General features: G+C 28.2%; 19 protein-coding genes. 6 read left to right on the plus strand and 13 right to left on the minus strand.

All coding sequences use genetic code 11. The annotated features are described in order from the left end of the window. Positions 1 to 222: 222 nt before the first annotated feature. Positions 223 to 873 carry a peptide-methionine (S)-S-oxide reductase MsrA gene (gene msrA / locus ACY2RW_RS15790; RefSeq protein ID WP_490123699.1) on the minus strand — a complete coding sequence of 217 codons (651 nt, stop codon included), beginning with the start codon at positions 871 to 873 and terminating at the stop codon, positions 223 to 225. A gap of 290 nt (positions 874 to 1163) precedes the next feature. Here msrA and dnaX point away from each other — a divergent pair, with 290 nt between their 5' ends. Further along, positions 1164 to 2855 carry a DNA polymerase III subunit gamma/tau gene (gene dnaX, locus ACY2RW_RS15795; protein ID WP_490123700.1) on the plus strand — a complete coding sequence of 564 codons (1692 nt, stop codon included), beginning with the start codon at positions 1164 to 1166 and terminating at the stop codon, positions 2853 to 2855. On the opposite strand, the gene ACY2RW_RS15800 is transcribed toward dnaX, so the two are convergent. Both ACY2RW_RS15800 and ACY2RW_RS15805 read right to left on the minus strand, forming a co-directional pair. Beyond that, positions 2831 to 4675, minus strand: coding sequence for a cation:proton antiporter (locus ACY2RW_RS15800; protein ID WP_490123701.1), 1845 nt, complete (start codon positions 4673 to 4675; stop codon positions 2831 to 2833). The two genes, dnaX and ACY2RW_RS15800, sit on opposite strands and share 25 nt — an antisense overlap. Before the next feature lie 128 nt (positions 4676 to 4803). After that, positions 4804 to 6117, minus strand: a complete 1314-nt coding sequence (locus ACY2RW_RS15805) for a DEAD/DEAH box helicase (RefSeq protein ID WP_490123702.1) — start codon at positions 6115 to 6117, stop codon at positions 4804 to 4806. Positions 6118 to 6234: 117 nt separating this feature from the next. Between ACY2RW_RS15805 and ACY2RW_RS15810 the strand changes: the two genes are divergently transcribed. Together ACY2RW_RS15810 and ACY2RW_RS15815 are read left to right on the plus strand one after the other, a co-directional pair. Continuing rightward, positions 6235 to 6816, plus strand: coding sequence for a MiaE family protein (locus tag ACY2RW_RS15810; protein WP_490123703.1), 582 nt, complete (start codon positions 6235 to 6237; stop codon positions 6814 to 6816). Positions 6817 to 6866: 50 nt separating this feature from the next. Then, positions 6867 to 7298: a DUF4268 domain-containing protein gene (locus ACY2RW_RS15815; RefSeq protein ID WP_490123704.1), complete on the plus strand. Its 432-nt coding sequence runs from the start codon at positions 6867 to 6869 to the stop codon at positions 7296 to 7298. A gap of 62 nt (positions 7299 to 7360) precedes the next feature. Here ACY2RW_RS15815 and ACY2RW_RS15820 read toward each other — a convergent pair whose 3' ends face one another. Further along, a complete protein-coding gene (locus tag ACY2RW_RS15820) occupies positions 7361 to 7699 on the minus strand; it encodes a DUF4870 domain-containing protein (RefSeq protein WP_490123705.1) in 339 nt (112 codons plus the stop codon). 304 nt (positions 7700 to 8003) lie between these two features. Between ACY2RW_RS15820 and ACY2RW_RS15825 the strand changes: the two genes are divergently transcribed. The 3 genes from ACY2RW_RS15825 (at position 8004) to mnmE (ending at position 10967) form a co-directional block, all read left to right on the plus strand. Further along, on the plus strand, positions 8004 to 8882 hold the full coding sequence (locus ACY2RW_RS15825) for a mechanosensitive ion channel family protein (RefSeq protein WP_490123706.1): 879 nt from the start codon (positions 8004 to 8006) through the stop codon (positions 8880 to 8882). Between the two features lie 48 nt (positions 8883 to 8930). Continuing rightward, positions 8931 to 9479 carry a hypothetical protein gene (locus tag ACY2RW_RS15830; RefSeq protein ID WP_490123707.1) on the plus strand — a complete coding sequence of 183 codons (549 nt, stop codon included), beginning with the start codon at positions 8931 to 8933 and terminating at the stop codon, positions 9477 to 9479. 84 nt (positions 9480 to 9563) lie between these two features. After that, on the plus strand, positions 9564 to 10967 hold the full coding sequence (gene mnmE / locus ACY2RW_RS15835) for a tRNA uridine-5-carboxymethylaminomethyl(34) synthesis GTPase MnmE (protein WP_490123708.1): 1404 nt from the start codon (positions 9564 to 9566) through the stop codon (positions 10965 to 10967). A 198-nt stretch (positions 10968 to 11165) separates the two neighbouring features. Here mnmE and ACY2RW_RS15840 read toward each other — a convergent pair whose 3' ends face one another. From ACY2RW_RS15840 to ACY2RW_RS15880, 9 genes are all read right to left on the minus strand, one after another. Continuing rightward, positions 11166 to 11573, minus strand: a complete 408-nt coding sequence (locus ACY2RW_RS15840) for a hypothetical protein (protein WP_490123709.1) — start codon at positions 11571 to 11573, stop codon at positions 11166 to 11168. 534 nt (positions 11574 to 12107) lie between these two features. Beyond that, positions 12108 to 13493 (minus strand): serine hydrolase, encoded by a 1386-nt coding sequence (locus tag ACY2RW_RS15845; RefSeq protein ID WP_490123710.1) that lies wholly within the window; start codon positions 13491 to 13493, stop codon positions 12108 to 12110. Between the two features lie 814 nt (positions 13494 to 14307). After that, positions 14308 to 14973: a helix-turn-helix domain-containing protein gene (locus ACY2RW_RS15850; RefSeq protein WP_490123711.1), complete on the minus strand. Its 666-nt coding sequence runs from the start codon at positions 14971 to 14973 to the stop codon at positions 14308 to 14310. A gap of 374 nt (positions 14974 to 15347) precedes the next feature. Then, positions 15348 to 16460, minus strand: a complete 1113-nt coding sequence (locus tag ACY2RW_RS15855; RefSeq protein WP_490123712.1) for a serine hydrolase domain-containing protein — start codon at positions 16458 to 16460, stop codon at positions 15348 to 15350. A gap of 48 nt (positions 16461 to 16508) precedes the next feature. Further along, positions 16509 to 17189, minus strand: coding sequence for a CPBP family intramembrane glutamic endopeptidase (locus tag ACY2RW_RS15860; protein WP_490123713.1), 681 nt, complete (start codon positions 17187 to 17189; stop codon positions 16509 to 16511). Next, positions 17182 to 17514 carry a YbjQ family protein gene (locus tag ACY2RW_RS15865; protein ID WP_490123714.1) on the minus strand — a complete coding sequence of 111 codons (333 nt, stop codon included), beginning with the start codon at positions 17512 to 17514 and terminating at the stop codon, positions 17182 to 17184. Before ACY2RW_RS15865 ends, ACY2RW_RS15860 begins: the two co-directional genes overlap by 8 nt. Positions 17515 to 17520: 6 nt before the next feature. Beyond that, a complete protein-coding gene (locus tag ACY2RW_RS15870) occupies positions 17521 to 18837 on the minus strand; it encodes a S41 family peptidase (protein WP_490123715.1) in 1317 nt (438 codons plus the stop codon). A gap of 109 nt (positions 18838 to 18946) precedes the next feature. Beyond that, complete coding sequence (locus ACY2RW_RS15875) at positions 18947 to 19651, minus strand: LytR/AlgR family response regulator transcription factor (protein ID WP_490123716.1); 705 nt, start codon at positions 19649 to 19651, stop codon at positions 18947 to 18949. Continuing rightward, positions 19651 to 20661 carry a sensor histidine kinase gene (locus ACY2RW_RS15880; protein ID WP_490123717.1) on the minus strand — a complete coding sequence of 337 codons (1011 nt, stop codon included), beginning with the start codon at positions 20659 to 20661 and terminating at the stop codon, positions 19651 to 19653. Before ACY2RW_RS15880 ends, ACY2RW_RS15875 begins: the two co-directional genes overlap by 1 nt. Positions 20662 to 21307: the final 646 nt, after the last annotated feature.

Here is a 21307-nt window from a genome sequence, read left to right on the forward strand (position 1 = left end):
TTTCAATAAACTTTTAATTTAATCAGTATTACAAAGAGATTCAGAGGTTTTTACCAACCATTTTTTGCCATTAAGCCCAAACTGAGCCTTTCGTCTTCGCTCAAGACAGGCTTTGTCGAAGTTTTATAATTCATTGATTCTCAATTATATTTCGACAGGCACCTATGACAAGTAGTTATTTTTTTGACTTTTCAGACAGCCTCTTTTATATTTGATTATAGATTAGTGCGTTTCTTTCTTTAAAAGTTCTGGAAATTTCTTTTTAAAACGGTTTAACCTTGGTATAGAAACTGCTTTTACATATCCTTGATTTGGATTTCTTCTTTCAAAATCTTGGTGATATTCTTCTGCTTTATAAAACTTTTTTAATTTGCGTACTTCTGTAACTATCTTACCATTATAAACCTCTTTATTTAATTTTTTAATTGTCTTATCAATCAGTTGCTTTTCAGCATCATTTGTATAAAAAGCAATAGAACGATATTGAGAACCATAATCTGGATGTTGTCCATTTACTGTAGTAGGATCATGAGAACCAAAAAAAACAGTGAGTAAAGTTTCAAAACTTACCTTTTTAGGATTGTAGTAAACAGCCACAGTTTCTGCATGACCAGTTTGTCCAGTTCCAATTTTTTGATATGTTGGGTTTAAAGTATTTCCTCCTGCATAACCAGAAACAGCTTCCTCTACTCCATAAACACTCTCAAAAATAGCCTCTACACACCAAAAACATCCACTTGCAAAATATGCAACCTTTGTGTCTTTTTGTGCTACATAATTTGTTTTTGCAGTCTCTTTTTTATCCGAAAACCCAAAACAAGAAACTAATAAAACTAAAAAACTTACTCCTAAAATCGATTTAAAAAATTTCATCAAAAACATTTTTAATTATTAAAGAAAATTGCACTAAAAATAATTTAGTTATTCTCAGTACAATTTTCAGAACTTTTAATTAAAATTAATTTTATTATTTCATTACAAAATTTGTACTAAAATATTTGTTTCAAAAAAGTTGAAACATAAAATTAATCTTGACTACAAATATAGTCGCAAAACTTGAATGCTATTTACAACTTGTTTACAACTTTAATATTTTATTAAGAAACCCCCTTGTAAAAAATAATGCAGATACTTATTTTTGCTACTCAATTTTAAATAATTAAATGGAGCATTTTATAGTTTCTGCGCGTAAATATCGTCCTCAAAATTTTGAGGATGTTGTAGGGCAACAAGCCATTACAAATACCTTAGAAAACGCTATAAAAAATAACCATTTAGCACAAGCCTTATTATTTACGGGTCCACGTGGAGTTGGTAAAACTTCTTGTGCTAGAATTTTGGCCAAGAAAATTAATCAACAAAATGCAGAATTTTCTGAAGAGGAAGATTTTGCTTTTAATATTTTTGAACTGGATGCAGCTTCTAATAATTCTGTTGATGATATTAGAAGTTTAACAGACCAAGTTCGCATTCCACCACAAACAGGTAAATACAAAGTATATATTATAGATGAGGTACACATGCTATCTCCATCAGCTTTTAATGCCTTTTTAAAAACTTTAGAGGAACCACCTGCACACGCCATTTTTATATTAGCAACTACAGAAAAACACAAAATAATTCCAACGATTTTATCTCGATGCCAAATTTTTGATTTTAAGAGAATTGGAGTATTAGATGCTAAAAATTACTTAAAAACCATTTCTGAAAAAGAAAATATTGCTGCAGATGATGATGCTTTGCATATTATTGCTCAAAAAGCTGATGGTGCAATGCGTGATGCTTTGTCTATTTTTGATAGAGTTGTTAGTTTTTCTGGAAATAATTTAACTCGAGAAGCAGTTACAGAAAACTTAAATGTTTTAGACTACGAAACGTATTTTAATATGACTAATTTGCTTTTGGAAAATAAAATTCCTGAAGTTTTAAACGCATTCAACTCTATATTAAGTAAAGGTTTTGAAGGGCATCATTTTATTAATGGATTAGCAAGTCATTTTAGAGATGTTTTAGTTGCCAAAGATAAAGCTACAGTAAATCTGCTAGAAGTTGGTGATACTGCTAAAAAAAAGTATTTAAACCAAGCCACAAAAGCAAGTATTCCTTTTTTAATGCAGGCTATAAATAAAGCAAATGATTGCGATTTAAAATATAGAGCAAGTAAAAACCAACGATTATTGGTAGAATTAACCTTAATGCAAATTGCCTCTATCACTTTTGATGGAGAAAAAAAAAAGCCAGCTAACTACATAATTCCAGCTACTTTTTTTCAGGCACTCTCGCCTGCTGCCAAAGAAATTGCAACACCTCTTAAAACAGAATCGAAAACTGTAAAAGTTACAAATATTGTTGAAAAATCTAAGCCAAAAACTGAAAAACCAATTTTAAAATCGGTTCAAAAAAGAACCTCTTCTTTGTCTTTAAAAAGTATTCATCAGAAAAAAGAAGTTAAAAAAGCAAATATTGAAGAGAACTTTGACAATCATCCAAAAGATATTTTTACAGAAAAACAATTACAAGAATTTTGGAAAGAATATGTAACTCTTTTAAACAAAAAAGGAGAAAGAAGTATGGCTTCTATTGTAGGTACAGACTTGCCAAAATTAGAAGAAAACTTTAAAATTTCATTTACAGTACCTAACAAATTGATGCAAGATCAATTTAAAAAAGGAAGACCTAAATTATTACATTTTTTAAGAGAAAAATTAAATAATTACGGAATAAAAATTACTACTATTTTAAATGAAACTGTAGAGAAAAAGTTTGCTTACACTCCACAAGAAAAATTTAATAAACTTAAAGAAATAAACCCTCTATTAGAAAAACTACGTCAGACATTTGAATTAGATTTGTAAGACTTTTCTATTTCTTTACCTAAATAAAACAATATTAAATCTTCTTTAGCTTGCCCCATTTTTTCAAACTCTGGTATTAGATAAATTCCATCGCCATTTTCTATAAATAACGGAACTGATTTTTCTTCTTTAGAAAGTAATTCTAAAACCTTATTGTACTCGTCTTCAGATGCTATTTTAACTTCACTAATTTCTGGATTATCTCTATATGCTTCACTTAAATTAATATAATCATCGTTTGGAGTAAAAAAACTTTCTCTTTCTAAATCTGTAGCCGAAGAAATTTCTTTTGATGATGCCAACCTGTAAGAGCCATGCTCACCAAAAGGCTCAGAAAAAGTAGTAATTGCGTGTCTATTAACCATATCACTACCTGTTAATGCAATTAAATAACCTACATCATTCAACTCGATATTATTTGTTAACTCATCATCATAAACATCTGCTTTAAATGCCTCCAAATCTTTATCTATAGCTTGCTGTACAAAGTTTTTATTCGCATCAATTAAAATAACACGTTTTCCTTTATCTGTTAAAAATTCTGCAATCAGTCTTGCAGGATCAGAAGCACCTACAAACAAAATAGCATCCGATTTTTTTAGAAAAACACCTACCATTCTTGCAAAAAGTCTGGCTGTAGTTGCGTTTAACAAAACTGTTCCTAAAACTACCATAAATACTAATGGTGTAATATATTCTGCACCTTCTACGCCTTGTTTTAACAATTTGCTACCAAATAAAGACGCAATTCCTGCAGCTACAATTCCACGTGGCCCAACCCAACTTATAAATAATTTTTCATTGAATTTTAATTTAGATTTTCTTGTACTTGCAAATACAGCTAATGGTCTAATTATAAAAACTACTATTGCAAAAAGCGCTGCTGTTTTCCAAGTATACAACAACATCAAATCTTCTATATTAATATTCGCTGCAAGTAAAATAAAAAGAATAGAAATTAACAATACACTTAAAGACTCTTTAAAATATAGTAACTCTTTTAAGTTTTTTAATTTACCATTTCCTAAAACCATCCCCATTACAACAACTGCCAATAAACCAGATTCATGTGCAAAAATTTCTGATTCTACAAACACCAACAAAACCGTAGATAAAGAAACTACATTTAATAGATAATGTGGAATTAGTTTTTTGTTGATTGCATACGCCAAAGCATGCGCAAAAGTAAACCCGAAAGTTGTTCCGAATAATAAAATCTTACCAAACTCTATTAAAGCTGTTTTTGTAAAACCTCCTCCACCTCCAACACTTATAAACTCGAAAACCAATACAGCAACCAAAGCTCCTATTGGGTCAATTAATATACCTTCCCATTTTAAAACAGTAGAAACATCTTTTTTCATTGGAATATTTCTTAAAATTGGAGTAATTACTGTAGGGCCAGTAACAATAATTAAACCCGAGAAAAGAAAAGAAAGCTCCCAGCCTAAATCAAAAATAAGATGTGCTACTATTCCAGCACCAAAAAATGTTATTGCAGAACCTAACGTAATTAATTTTGTAATTACAGGTCCCACGTTTTTTATTTCTGCTCTTTTTAAAGTAAGTCCACCTTCAAAAAGTATAATACTTATGGCTAAAGAAACGAAGTAGTACAATGCATCTCCAGGAAAAAGCCCTTTTTCTCCATTCCAAATAGGCTCTATCCATTTGGTGCCATCTTCACTTAAAAACTCAGCAGCAATTGGCCCAACTAGTAAACCTATTAATATTAAAGGTAAAATTGCAGGAATTTTAAATTTCCAAGCAACCCACTGAGCTAATATTCCTAAGATGATAATTCCTGCTAATTCTAACATATTTTTAAAAATCTGATGAAATGTAAATTTAAGAATGTTTCTGCTTCATAAAAATAAAATTATAGTTTTTTTCTTTCTTGTAAAGTTTGCTATTTTGGAATGGGATTACAAAAAAAATATCAGTTAAATTAAATTTTAAAAACTCTAACTTTTTTATTTTTTAAGCGAAGATTGTTTAAGTCTTTTACCAACCTATTTGACTCTGTAACTGGCACAGCAATAAATGCACAGTCTTGTTTTAACTCTATTGTGCCCAATTGTTCTTTATTTAAATTTCCTTTTTTAAAAAACAAACCTGCAATATCTCCTTTAGAAATTTTATCTTTTCTACCACCAGAAATAAATAAAGTTTCCCAAAAAACAGGTTTTAACTTTTGCTTTGATGTAATATCTGCATTGGTAAAGTTTTTAATAAACTCTGGCAAGTTTTCTTTCTGCCACTTTAATACACAAGCTGTTCCTTTAGCATCTACTCTTGCAGTTCTTCCATTTCTATGTATAAATTCTTCTATTCTTTGAGGCAATTCAAAATGAATAATATAATTCATTTCTGGAATATCTATACCCCTAGCAGCCAAATCTGTAGCTACTAAAATTTGAGTAGTACCATTTCTAAACTTTATCAAAGAACGCTCACGATCTCTCTGTTCCATTCCACCAGAAAAACAACTATGAGACAAATTGTTCTTTGTTAATAAATGACTTAATTCATCTATGGTGCTTTTTAAATTACAAAATATGATACCTGGTTTATTTCCTATGTGATACAATACATCTATTAAACTCTGATTTTTATTTTTTGATGGTGAATTAACTATCTTAATCTCTAATTTTTTAGATTTTTTTTCTGTTAAATAATTTAGAACTGTTGGATTATGCAAACCAACAAAATCTGGAACAGCAGTTTCTTGTGTTGCAGAAGTTAAAATACGTTTATTTATATTTGATAGTTGATTTATAATTCCTCGCATTTCATACTCAAAACCAACTTCTAAAGATTTATCAAACTCGTCTAAAATTAGAGTTTTAATACTGTTTTTAGAAAACCGATTGTTTGCAAAATGGTCAGAAATTCTTCCAGGAGTTCCTATTAGAATACTTGGGGTGTGTTTAATTTCAATTTTATCTTTAGCCATAGAACGCCCTCCATATACAGCATTTACTTTAAAGCCAGTTCCCATTTCGCGAATAACTTGTTCTATTTGAATAGCCAATTCTCTAGAAGGTACTAAAATTAAAACTTGAATATCTTTATTATTAGCATCAATCAATTTTAAAATTGGCAATAAAAAAGCAAGCGTTTTTCCTGTTCCTGTTGGAGAAAGAAGTATTGTATTTGTAGTATTTTTAATTACAGAAATGGCTTGTTTTTGCATTTCATTTAGTTCGAAAATATGTAGTTTTGCTAAAATATCTTCCTGCTTTTTTGTTGTATTTGCCATACTGTTTTTTTATAAAAAATTAGTTTAATTTGTAAACTAAAATCTTTGTCAAAGATAGTTAGTCTATCAACAATAAAAGAGTATATATTTTTTACTTTTACATTTTCAAACAAAACTATGTTAGGATTACAATTTGAAACAGAAACTTCTTGGGCAGAAATTGCTAAAGATAATTTACAGCAAATATTAACAGATCATGCTTTTTTAGAACAGAAAGCAGCTTCTAATGCAGTTTCTATCATCATTAATTATTCAGAAGAAACAGCACTTGTCAAAGAAATGAGTAACATTGCTATAGAAGAAATGCAACATTTTAAAATGGTACATTTATTAATGGTAAAACGTGGAATGGTTTTAGGACGTGAGCAAAAAAACGATTACGCAATTAGGCTGCAAAAGTTCTTTACAAAAACCAAAGACAGAACAAATGCTTTGGTACAACGTTTACTAATTGCAGCTTTGATAGAGGCAAGAAGTTGTGAACGTTTTAAGGTTTTTTCTGAAAATATGGAAGATGAAGAATTATCTAAATTTTATAAAAATTTAATGATTTCTGAAGCAAATCATTACACTACATTTTTATCTTTTGCAAGAGAATATCAAGATAGAGAAATTGTTGATAAAAAGTGGAATGCCTTACTAGCTTTCGAAGCAGAAATGATGCGTGAACGTGGACAAGCTGCCAAAATTCATGGTTAGTATGCAGTATGTAAAATTAGTTTTTCTTTAAAATTTTAAAAAATAAGAAAATGTTTTCTAAAGAAGAAGCTGCACTTTTACGTAAAGAATTTTGGACAAGTTTTGGGAAATCTTTTCCAAGAAAATGGTTGTTATACAATACCAAGATAAAAGGTGTTGCTTTTAAGTTTGTTGCAGATAGAAAAAAAGCAATGGTTTGTTTAGACATAGAAAATCCAGATGAATTAGTAAACCTACTCTATTACGACCAACTTTTATCCTTAAAAGTTTTATTAAAAACAGAACTTCCTAAAGTTATTTTTAACGATTCTTATGAATTAGAAAACGGAAAACAAATTCATAGAATTTATGTTCCGTTTAATAAAAAATTTAGCATACATAATAAAAATACTTGGCGAGATTGCTATGAGTTTTTTGTAGAAACAATGTCTAAATTTGAACTGTTCTTCTATGAATATGAAGATGTTATTAAAAATATATAAACTTACTTCTATAAAAAAGCGAATGCTAAAAGCTTGATTTTAAGAATAATTCTCTTTTGATACTATTTTATAAAAGCGATGGTAAAAGGATAGCTAGGCTCTTCATTATTACTTGCTTTTATAGCATTTATAATAGGAAAAATTAGATAGAAAAAACCAATAGCAATCAAACCTAAAATACCTAATCCCAACAATAAAATTAAAGGTATACAGATTAGTATGTATAAAAACATAGAAATCCTAAAATTTAAAATTGCCTTACCATGTGCATCCATATCAAAAACTTCATCTTTTTTTGTGAGCCATAAAATTAATGGAACAATAAAGCCACCTATACCAGATACAAAATCTAATAATTGACTTAAATGAGTTAATACTAAAAGTTGTTTGTTTTCTTTCATAATAATTTAGTTTAAAGGTATATTTAATTTGACGCTAAATTTCTAAAATTGTTACAAAAACCTGATTTCTAAGCTAAAAAATTGAGTTTTTTAGGCAAAATTTCATCATTTTTTATACAATTTTCTTAAATGTTTATACAATTATGATATGAGTCAATCTGTTTTTTTTAAGAGCAAACACAAGCTTTAGTTTGAATTTATATTTGTATCGAACAAAAAGAAATAATTAAAACAATTGTTCAAATTTTTTGATAAAAATTATCAATCATATTTAGATAAAAGATTTTGTAAGAAGATATAAAAAATGGATAAAATTATTAATAAACTAGAAACTTGGAAAGATTTGTTTGTAAAAAACATACCAAATATTGCGATTGCAATCGTTGTTTTGGTTATTGCTTACTTCGCTTCTAGAGGTATTAATAATTTAGTTTACAGAACAATTGGAGGTAAAATAAAACAAAAATCTGTAAGAAATTTAGTATCTAGAGTTGCATCTGCAGTAATCTTTTTAATAGGACTTTACTTTGCAATGACTATTTTAAAATTTGACGATACTTTAAAAACAATTGTTTCTGCTGCTGGTGTATCTGGTATTGTAATAGGTTTGGCTTTACAGGGCACATTATCTAATACAATTTCTGGGGTTGTTTTGTCTTTTAGGAAAAACTTAAATATTGGAAATTGGGTAGAAACAAGTGGATATGCAGGAGAAGTTATGGATATAAACTTAAATTATTTTGTAATTAAAGAAGCAGATAATAACAAAGTAGTAATACCAAACAAAACCATATTAGAAAATCCTTTTAAAAATTATTCTTTAACTACAAAAATGAGAATTACAATTAGTTGTGGTGTAGAATATGGATCAGACTTGGAACAAGTAGAAGACTTAACAAAAACTGTAATTAGAGATAATTTTAATCAGAAAGAAATTGGGAAAGAAGTAGAATTTTATTACACCGAATTTGGTGACAGTTCTATCAATTTTATCTGTAGGTTTTGGGTAGATTCAGAAAATGCATTAGAAAAATTAAAAGCAAAAAGTAAAGCAATTATAGAAATTAAGAAAGCATTTGATAGTAAAGATATTAATATCCCATTCCCAATAAGAACATTAGAATTTACAAATAAACTAAATGTAAAAAACGACATTGCTAGAAAAAGCACATCCCAGAACTAGGAGAAAAAAATGGTTTAAACTTAAATATTAATTATAAAACATAAAATTATGAAAACTTTAAAATTAACAGTATTTGCATTAACAGTAGCATTAACATCAACAGCAACATTTGCTCAAACAGGAGACCCAGATATGTCAGACAAATGGGTAATTAAAGATACTGAAGAGAGAGTAATGGAAACAACCAATAATGATACTTACACTATAAAACAAGAAGAAATTAGAGAAGTTTATACTCCTGTAATGCTAGATCCAAAAGATAAATATAAATTAAACCAAGATATTATTTTTATGCCAACTCAAGTAAAATCTACCATTAAATTAGATTTTGATAGAGATAATTCTTTTGATAAAGAAGTAGAATTTAACTACGTTAAAAAAGACGGATTCGATTTAGATTTTACCTTAACAAAAGATGGGTTAATTGTTTTAACTGATAAAAATGATTTATTTGTTTCTAAAATGTGGGATAAAAAAAGTAAAACTACATTTTCTAATGTAAAAACAAATAGAATTAAAAAAGAAGGTACTTATACCGTAAAATTATCTAATGGAGAAACTATAGATATTACGATTTCTAACTACGATATTTTTTAATATCTAATATATAAAATATAAAAGCTCAACACAATGTGTTGAGCTTTTTCTGTTATAAAAAGAATCTTTGCGTATTTTTGCAAAATGATTCAAAACGATACTATTATTGCTTTAGCAACTCCTTCTGGAGTTGGTGCAATTTCTGTAATTAGACTTTCTGGCGAAAATGCGATTTCTATTGTTGATGCTCATTTTAAGTCGATAAAAAAGTATAAAACCTTAAAAAAGCAGAAATCACACACCATTCATTTAGGTCATATTATTAATAATGATATAATTTTAGATGAAGTTTTAGTATCCGTTTTTAAAAACCCAAATTCGTATACTGGTGAAAATGTGGTAGAAATTTCTTGTCATGGAAGTAGTTTTATTCAGCAAGAAATTATTCAGCTATTCTTAAAAAATGGTTGTAGAATGGCAGATAATGGTGAGTTTACCATGCGTGCTTTTTTAAATGGAAAGATGGATTTATCTCAGGCTGAAGCTGTTGCAGATGTTATTGCTTCCAATTCTGAAGCGAGTCATAAAATGGCAATCCAACAAATGCGAGGTGGAATTACTAATGAATTGAAAGAATTGCGTGCTCAATTATTAGATTTTGCTGCATTAATTGAATTGGAACTCGATTTTTCTGGAGAAGATGTAGAATTTGCAGACAGAACTAAATTTAAAGAATTAGTCACAAAAATTAGTTTTGTTTTAAAACGCTTGATAGACTCTTTTGCTTTTGGAAATGCGATGAAAAACGGAATTCCTGTTGCAATTATTGGCGAACCAAATGTGGGTAAATCTACCTTACTAAATGCTTTATTAAACGAAGAAAAAGCCATAGTTTCTGATATTGCTGGAACCACAAGAGATGCTATTGAAGATGAATTGATTATAGAAGGCGTAGCTTTTAGATTTATAGATACAGCAGGAATTAGAGATACTAAAGATGTTGTAGAAAATATTGGAATTAAAAAGGCTTATGAAAAAGCAGAAAATGCACAGTTAATAATTTTCTTAATAGATTCTTTTAAAGTTGGCAGTAAGCAATTTTCAGTAAGCAACTTGACTGATGATATCGAGAAAATTAAAAATCGTTTTCCGAACAAACGTTTGCTTGTAATTGCTAATAAAATTGATAAACTATCAAGCGAAGAAATCACTAGATTATCTTCTGAAATTGAAAACCTAATTCCTTTATCAGCAAAAAATAAAACAGGAATTGAAGAGTTAAAAACAGAACTTACTTCTCTCGTAAATATTGGTGCTTTAAGTAATAATGAAACTATTGTTACGAATTCTCGTCATTTTGAAGCTTTAAATAATGCATTAACAGCTATCACTTCTGTAAAAGAAGGTATTGAATTAGAAATTTCTACAGATTTGTTTTCTATTGATATTAGAGAATGTTTACGTCATTTAGGAAACATTACTGGAGAATATGATGTAGATAAAGATATTCTAGGTCATATTTTTGGAAATTTCTGTATTGGGAAATAGATTTGTTTTCCTTTAATTTCCTTTGGTTATACTTTGTTTTCTTTTAATAGAGAAAGTAAAATAAATGAATTAGCCTTATTTATTTACAAGCAAATCTAACGTTAATGGCCTTACACTGAAAAAAAGTAGACAGAATAGGTTTTCTAGCATGTATAAATAGATTTTGTGCTAATAATATTAATTTGGATACTTTAACCCCTACCATTCAAGTTCTAATTCCATTTCTAACTCAAGATCAGCTCTCTTTAATATGACTATACTAGGTTTATCTTTAACATACTCTTTTAAATTGAAAAAATGTTTATGCTGAAAATAGTTTACAATAACAATATTATATCCATCTTCATCTTTATCTCCTAGTTCAAATATCACATCTAAGTTTGGATCAATATACAAATCATGTTTGCTTAGATCCCATGTCAAATTACCTTGATTTTCTAAAATTTCTGATAAATGCCATAATTTTTCCGAATACCAAATTTCTTTGTTAAATGATATTCCTATATTTTTTTTATCAAAATTAAACTGCAAATCCGCCAATCTATTAATGTCTGTACTTGAATACTCTGGGTCATAAACTTCATTAATTTTACGAAATGATATCATTTTTAAACTTTTTATTTTAACAGAATTCCCTTTGTGTACGTTTATTTCAATATTTCTTTTTAGTATTTCATTTTGTTGATTTTGAATAAATAAATTACATTTTTCCCGGTTCTATCAATGCTAAATGTCATATCAACACTCTTACCATGATTTTTTAAATTTGAATCCGTAAAACTCACATCATCCTTAGAAATACCATATCTTACAATATTTTGATTAGATTTTATTTTTAAAGTAATCGCTTGATCCACTTCAAGTTTTTGGCTAAAAAAACTCAACTTCCATAGATAGTTCTTCTTGAATCTGACTTTCTTTAGAACAAGAAAGCATTATTATCATTAACAATAAACTATATAATTTTACTTTTTTCATAACTCTTTTATAATAATTAATTTTGCAATTTTTGACTTAAAAATAAAAAGATAACAACAATGAAGTTAATAAAATATACTAATAAATGATTTTTAATGACAAACAATTAAATTTGTTCAAATATTAACTATCAATCCTATCAGTTTGTTGTAACAAATTGTTCTATTCTATTTTTATTCCTGTAGTTTTTCCGTTCTGAAAAAAAGTAAGCTTTACAATTTTATCTCCTTCTCTATAAAAATGAACTTTGGCATCAACAACTTTTAGAAAAAACTTATCTTTTTCGTAAGCAAATAGTTTAAACGTACCTTGTCCTGTTGCTTGACCAAACAGTTGATTTCCTTTTTTAGAGATTTCAATAAAAAAATTCGAAGCTATTTGATATTTACCTGTGTACCTTTGTAAAGATAATTCAGATAGTTGTATTTCTGTATATATTTTTTTTGCCAATGAAGGTAAAGGATTAGTATCTTTATCTCCATTTAAGAGGTTTAAAGCTAGATTTGCTATAGCTCCCAAAACCTTATAAGAGTTACCAGCATTAGCTGCAATGTAGATTCCTCTTTTTGAGTTTTTCTCAGCAACAAAGAAAGTTGAAAAATCAGGAACTTCACCTGCGTGTTGCAAATAATTACCATTACCATCATTAATGATACCTATCCCTAATCCGTAAGAGCTCCCAAATTGTACTTTTTGTAATTCTTCTATAGAGCTTGGGTTTAAAATTGATTGACCTTTGTAATTACCTTGATTCAATTGTGCTATATAAAAGTGAGCCATTTCGTTAGGTGTTAGATATATGTCACCCGCTGCAAAAAAATCCAATTTAGATTGATATTCTGGTATTGGGATATTATTTTCTATTTTATATGGAAGAGCTAATTCTTCCACCATTACTGGTGTAGGAACTACAGGTCCTTGTGATTGTATTTTAAGAGGTTTTAAAATATTTTTTACGATATATTCCTGATAAGAAATTCCTGAAATTTTTTCAATTAAAAATCCTATTAGTCCATAGCACGAGTTACAGTATTCAGACTTTTGTCCTGGAGGATATTTACTCGACATTTGAGAAATGATAGTTTTTAATAATCTAGGTGATTTCCTTTCCCATACTGGGATATTTTCAAACAAAGGTCCTTTTAAACCAGAATGATGGCTTAATAAATGGCGTAATGTGATAGGATTGTCATTTTTAGCAAATTCTTTATTAGCTACATCTTCCAGATAATTATTTATTGGAGTATCTATATCTACTTTACCTGCTTCAGCTAATTGCATCACTGCAGTAGCAGTTACAAATTTAAAATTAGAACCTGTATTGTATATAGTAGAGGTTGTTGCAGGAATTTGCTTTTTTATATTAGTGTATCCTAAAGCATCAGACCAAACTATACTGTCTTCTTTAATTAATGAAAATGAGATGGATGGTATGCCAGTTTCTTTAAGTATTTTATTGATTTCTCTTGTGAGTATTTTTTTTGTTTCTTCAAGATTAAACCGATTTTTATTTTGAGATGATTGTGAAACTGACTTGTTTGAAAACAATATGATTCCAAACAAGAATAAGTTATGTGTAAGTTTTAGTGACTAATGAAAATTCATGAAATTTATAATGAACTTCAGTACTTTTAAATTTAAAAAGATAAATAACTTACATTGAGAATTTTAATTTTAAAAAGGAAAACTATTAAAATTTAGACAATTAAAAAAACAAAAAATTGCAGCAGATTTATAAAAAAAATAATATCTAGAAATTTCAATTTACTTTTTGAAAAGTATTTAAATTTTGAGGTTCAACTTAAATTAAACGTAAATATTATGGCTGATTTGTGTGCAAAAAATGACATTTTGAAATTTCAATATATTTAAGAAAAACTATTCGTTTTTAGAAGTCTAAGTAAAATCAAAAATCTAAATATTAGTTCTAAACTTTGAAAAAAAATGACATTTAGGCATTTCAATTTAATTAAGGAAGACTATTAAGTTTTAGAAGTTTAACTTCAATAAAGCGAAAATAAAACAAGGAATTATTAGCAAAAGTTGACTTTTTAGAAGTCTAAATATAATTTAGGAAAACTATTGAAAATTGAGAATTTAAACTAAAAATCTAAAAAAAAACCTACACATAACAACGTGTAAAAAAAATTGCTGTTCACCCATACTTACGAAAATCCTCTCGGATTTTCTTGGTTCTTGTTTTATTTACTAATTTTAGTGCTTAAAAAACGCAACTTTTCTTACACCAAAACGATATATTTATTCATTGTGTTTTAATTTTTTATAATGTAATATGAATGATTTGCTAATTAGGGAAAAGTTTAGACTATATAATATTCTGTAAAGTTTATTATTTAATCTTTTAGAAGTTCAAGGAACGATTTTGTTTTTTCATTCTAATATCTATTATTATACCAATTCCAATTAATAATAAAACAACTGAAATTACTCCAATTTTAATGCTTTTATCTACTTTATTTTGAACAGCAAAACCAATAGCGAATGAAAGTCCAAAACTGGCTGTCCAAGTCGTGTAATAATAATTTGGAACGAAACGCAATTTGTTTTTAAGAAACTTTTTAAATTTAGTCAGTTTCTTTTTAAACATTTTGTTGCTAAAAGACGGTATTTTTTCAAGTTCCATGTATTGAATATAGCTTTCAATTCCCTCAATTTGTTCAGAATTCAAATCCTTTTCTTTAAGACGCTGTAAAAGTGTTATGAATTTTTCAAATGTTTTAATTTCTGATTTCTCATTGGTTTTAGAAAGTTGTTTTTTAAGATAAATTATTGTAGCCTTTAAATCGTTTGTTTCAGCCACTAAATCAGAACCTGTCAGTTCTGTTAATTTTACATCTAAAGCATTAGCTATTCTTTTAACTGTTTCTCCAGTAGGTTCGGATTCGCAGTTCTCAATTCTTTGGATTGTTCTTAAACTCACTTTTGACTCTTCAGCCAAATATTCTTGAGACATTCCTCTAATCGCTCTTAGTTCCTTTAATCTTTGTGCTAATTTTTTTGTTTTCATTTTGAATAGTATTTATTGTTTCAGCAAATGTATATTGGAAAAGCATTTAATGATCACGTCAAGTTAACGTCATCTTTACGTCAATTGGTTGCGACTTATTTTCTTGAAAAAAAAAAGAAACAAAAAAAAATCAACACTGGACAAAACTTTGGAAACAATTAACAGTTAGCTACACTATATTTGAGACTATTTTCTTTTAAAAAATGTTCGGTGTACTTTTTTAGGCAAATACGATTTGAAACGAATATAAAGTAAAGTGTTGTTACCAAATACAATCATCAACTGGATAATTGTATTTGGATAGCCTAAAATATGGTTGCTTCACTCTTCTTTTGTCTTAGCAAAGTTTTATGGGGTCAAAATATAAGATTATTTTAATCTAGTAAAGTTAATCTCCTTAATAAAGAATTAACCCTCAAATCTAAATTAGTATTGCCAAAATTGTAATTACGCATTATAACAATACCATACTGGCTATTTTTTTCAAATTCAAAATGTGCAGAATAACCTGGTGTTGAACCACCGTGTCCAACGGTTTCAATACCTTGGTCTTCATATAAATCAAAACCAAAACTATAATTAGAGCGTAATCGTTTTGTAGGAGTTTGGGTAGTTTTAAGCTGTTTTATAGCTTCAGAATTTAAGATTTCTGAAAATCCCATACACGCCTTTATAAATTTTACCATATCGTTTGGTGTTGAATATAAACCTCCATTTGGTACACGATAGCCTCTACCCTTATGCTCATCTAAAGGCAATTGTTCATTTAATTCTGCTGTAGGACCTCCAGCCATCCCTTTTGCCAAATACTGTTTTTTGTTGTCTGGAATTTCAAAATAAGTATTCATCATTTGCAAAGGGCTTAAAACATACTCTTTAACTAATTCAACATAAGGTTTGTTTGCCGCTTTAGATAATGCTAATCCTAAAATAGCATATCCAATATTTGAATACCTAAAACGCTCGTTGGGTGCATTTCTATAACCTAATTCTAGTAAGGCTTCCAGCACTTTTTGTTCCCACTCGTTTACCGCACCAAAATTAGCATCTCGATAGCGCGATTCTCTATCTAACCCAGAAGTATGAGATGCTAATTGTGCAAAAGTGATGGGTGGATGTTTATCATAATCAACCAAGTTTTTAATTTCTGGCAAGTAATTTTCGATGGGGTTATTAATATTTAAAATACCATCTTGATGCAATTTTAATAATAGAAAACCTGTAAATGACTTTGTAATTGAACCTATGCGGTATATGGTGTTTTCATCTGCATTTCCAAAGGCTTTTGACACTAAAGTTGTATCATTATGGATAATTGCCATTGAGATACTACCATTAATATTATCATCTTCTACATCATTTTCAACTAAATTAATGAAACTTTCAATGACATCTTTTTGATTAGATTGTTTAATAGTAATAGTTTGATTGGGTTGATTGCAACTGAAAAGAATTACAGTTATTATTAGTGAAGCGATTATTTTCATTTTTATATTTTGATTGATTCGAATTGTATTCTACAAATGTAGAGTATTTTATATTAAAGACATCGTATTCATAGCACAATGTGCAATAATTACTGGCCATAAGTTTCTGTCTAATTTTACATAGGCAATGCCCATAATAATTCCTATTAACATCACAGAAATTGAACGTTCTGAAATATCATAGGAATGTCTAAAACCCCAAATACATGCCTGAATAATAATCGCAATTGCAGTTTTAAATTTTACATTCGAGAATAAACCTTCTACCCAAGTAATGAGAAATCCACGCTCTAATAATTCTTCTAATGCAGATTGCAACCAAACAAAAAGAATTACCGAAAAGAAATATCCATAATCACCATTACTTAACGAATGCCCTGTAGTTGTTCCTTGTGCAGCTTCACTACTCTCTTTAGTTATTGAGAATGTATCCTGTATGAGATTAAAAATGAGTAATGTGGCTATAATGGTAATAAAGATGATTACTGAACTTATAAGCGTTTTCTTTATACTTTTGGGACGAATTAAACCTAGATTTTTCCAAGTTACACCACGTCTTTTCATCATCCAAGTAGCTACCAATAAAGTAGTACCTGAATACAAAAAACCTGTAACCAGATAATGGGAATTGAGAATTGAAGTTTCCCTAATTAAAAACATGATTGTTATGTAAACAATTAAGTCTAAAGCATAACTTTTCCAATTTAAGGTTTGTAGTCTATTAGTCATTGCTATTACTTTTTTTAAATTTTACAGCGGTACCATAGACTAAAATTTCAGAAGCTGCTTGTACAACCATTGCCGTAGAAAACCGAATATTAATCACGGCATCGGCATTTAAGTCCTTGGCTTCAGCAATTAAACGTTGCATGGCCTGTTCTCTAGATTGATTTAATAGTTTGGTGTATTCGTCAAGCTCACCTCCTACTACATTTTTAAGTAAGGCTACGGCGTCTCTTCCTAAATTTCGAGCACGAACCGAATTTCCTTTTACAATGCCTAAAATGTCTTCAATTTCCTGATTTGGGATTTGATCTGTTGTTGTAATTATCATAATAAATTATTTCTTTTCTTTTTTGTAAACATCAGACCTACCGTAAACATTTTTAGTAGTCAATTCCACGTTGTTGTTCTTAATTGAAAAAATCATTCTAACATCAGTAAGTTCTCCATATTGAAAAGTAAATTGATTAATCGGTGTTAATTTTAATTTTTCATCATTTCCACTTTGATAATACAAAGTGTCATTTTCTATGAGAATGTTTATCCTATCATACACACCTACATACTTTTTTAAGGTTTTTAAAGGAACTATTACAGGTAATTTTACTGCTCTTAAAGTTTCCATATGCCATTTATAATAATCCTTTCTAAATGGATCTTTATTTATAGAGTTTAAAGAATCTAAGGCTTTTAATTGCGCTTCAATTAAGGCCTTTTTTTCAGTAGTCTTTATATGAGGAATAACTCCTACACCTTCCCAGTTTGTTTTCGTAATTGGGTTAATGGCTCTGCCTGTTGGTGTCCATAATTTAAATTTATCATTTATTTGAAATGATTCTCCTGGATGAGCCCCTCCTCCAGTAGTTTCACCAACAAGTATAGCTCGTTTTAAATGTTTTAAATCATAAGAGAACTCTTCAGCAGCAGAAAATGTTCTGCTACTTGTTAATATGTATAATTGTATATTGGGTAGTCTTTTTCCTGGAACATAAGGTATAGTCCAATATTGATTGTAAGTATCATCTACTCTATTGTAAAATGTATTTAAATGCAAAGGTTCTTCAGTAACAAAATAGCTAGCAACTAACTGCACCATTTGTGGATAACCACCGCCGTTATTTCTTAAATCAATAATTATAGCATCTGTATTTTGTAAAAAACCTAATGCAGAAATAACGGTTTCACTCGCATATTTTGGGTCACGAAATCCTCTAAAATCAATATAGCCTATGTTTCCATCTAATATTTTTACTTCTTTAAACAAAAAATTATCCCGCCTTTCCATAGCAATCATCTTTTGTTCTAACTTTTTACGTTTTTCAGCAGTAACTTCCTTTGCACCTCTTTGATTTTTTGGACTGTAAAAAATTCTTAAATGCTTATCACTAGTTATAGATTGCAAATCTTTTGTAAGTCTTTTACTTAGTTGTTTTGGGTTTTGAAACGAATAATAAATTCCTCTTTTTAAATTATCTTTTAAAAACTTATTTATTTGAGTAGCTTTCTCAGGAAAAACATATTTTTTATTTAATAATTTTGCTATCCCTTTTATAGTTTCTTTTACATTGCTGTTGGTAAGTTTCTTAGAACTATTTTGTGAGTAAGAAACTACTGTTAATAAATAAAATAGGATAATTATAAATACTCTAATCATTGATGTATTGTTTTAAATGAATACATCAAAATTGAAGAAACATAACTTTTAAATAAAATGAAATAGACCTACACATTGAATTAATAGACGTTTGAGGTAATTTTATCTATTATTGAAAATCAGATTTGATAAATTTTAGAAACGTGTCTTTATATTTTTCTGAAACAGGAATGTAGTTATCACCAAACACAATACGGTTTCGTTCTACAGTAGTAATCTTTTTTAAATTCACCATAAACGAGCGATGTACGCGCATAAACTGAGTTTTAGGTAATTCTTCTTCTAAAGATTTCATACTTTTTAAAGTCAGTATTGGTTTTTCTGAAGTAACAGTATAGAACTTTAAATAATCTTTAAGGCCTTCAATATAAATCAAATCTTTAAGCTCAATCTTTATGAGTTTATATTCTGATTTAACAAAAATATAATCATCAATAGCAATGTGGTTAGTGTCTTTAACTATTTGTTGTTTGGCTTTATTGGCAGCTGTAAAAAACTCTGGGTAACTAATTGGTTTTACTAAATAGTCAATTGCATTTACTTTATAACTTTCTAAAGCAAACTCCTCAAAGGCAGTGGTGAAAATAATTTTGGTTTTTGTATTTAAAATCAATTTAGAAAATTCCATTCCAGACAAATTAGGCATTTGAATATCTGTAAAAATTAAATCTACGGATTCTTTATCTAGAAGTTCAATGGCCGCAATAGCACTATTACACTTTGCTATCAATTTTAAAAAAGGTGTAGACTTTACATAACTTTCTAATAAATTAAGAGCTAAAGGCTCATCATCAATTAAAATACATGATAACATTATTCTTTATATTTAAGTGTTAGTTGAGCAATATAAGAGTTGTTCTCTTTCTTTGTATCTAAATTAAATTTATTTGGGTATAAAATATCTAATCTCTTTCTAAGATTTTCTAAACCTATTCCAGAGTCTGTATTTTTTTCTTTTTCTGGAAATGATGAATTTTTGACTGAATATTTTATATGCTCTTTTTCAATATTTAAGTTAATAATGATATAGCTGTTTTTTACAGCATCAATACCATGTTTAAAAGCGTTTTCAATAAAGGTAATTAATATAAGCGGTGCTATTTTTATAGGTTGATTTACTATAGGGAAATTTCTTTTTAAAGTTAAATTAGTTGATACTCGCAAATGCATTAAATCTATATAACGCTCTAAAAATTCTATTTCTTTAACTAACGGTACTTTATTATTTGACGCATCGTGCAATAAATAACGCATCATTTTACTCATAGTATGTATTGACTGTTTTGCTTTGACTGGTGAAGCATCAATAAGTGCGTAAATATTATTTAATGTATTAAATAAAAAATGAGGCTGAACCTGATACTTTAAATATTTTATTTCTGCGTTTAGTTGAGCTCGCTTTACTTCTTGCAAAAGCAATTTATTTCTATTCAAATGTGTATTCACTTTTAATCCCACACACATCCCAATTCCTAAAATAATAGGTAGAATTACATTAATTGTAGTCATAGTTCCACTTCGAACTTCACGTAATGTCTCTCCATTTAATGAAGGATGAAATATACTATTACCTATAGTACACCCTATTAGAATAAAAAGAATCAAAATAAGAAGTACATTTAAAACATAAAACCTTAATTTTTTATTTTTCAGAAAAAGATAATCTACTAAGACGAAATAATTAAGGTAAAATGCAATAAAAATACTAGCTAAAGACAACCAATTTCTATAGATAAGATATTGATCATTTAAAGAAGCTAATGGGTATAAAAACAATAATAACCATAAAAAAAAATGTAGTAAAGCTATATATATTTTTTGCATTAAATAAGGTTGAAAAATTAAAAATACGATAAACAATACTAATATTCAATCTCATTCGAAGAATACTATCATTTTATCGACAAATAAATAAATCATATATATTAACACATATGAAGAGTTCAAGATGCTTTAGATGGCGAAATATAAATCTCTATTAATCTTATATTAACTCATCACTTTAAGCGTTTAATTCTATAAATAATGTAAAGAAAGAGGTTATGGTTTTTATTATCTTTTCATCAGAAAAAATGACTAAAAGTAAACAAAATATTACCCCACTACTCCACCTCATTATACTATAACTACTATTAAATAGGGGAAAGTTACATATTGTATCGGGAAGTAATTATATTCTATTTTTTTTATTCTCAATTTTTATACAAAAATCGAATAAATTAAACCAACGATATTTTTCTTTACAATTTTTACATTTGTATTTTTTTGTAATCCTTTTTAAATAAATTTCTTTTTGATCTCTAATTCTTGCTCTAAAAGTAGATTTACATCTTGGGCAACTCTTCATGTTATATTTTTAAAATCCTATTCCTGGAGCTTCAGGGCTTTGTGCTTGTGCTTTTTGTGGGTTTAAAATTAGATAGGTTCCTAAAGCTGTTAATGCAGCATATTTACCATAATTCCCTATTTT

The sequence above is a fragment of the Polaribacter sp. 2305UL8-11 genome (genome assembly GCF_058147165.1).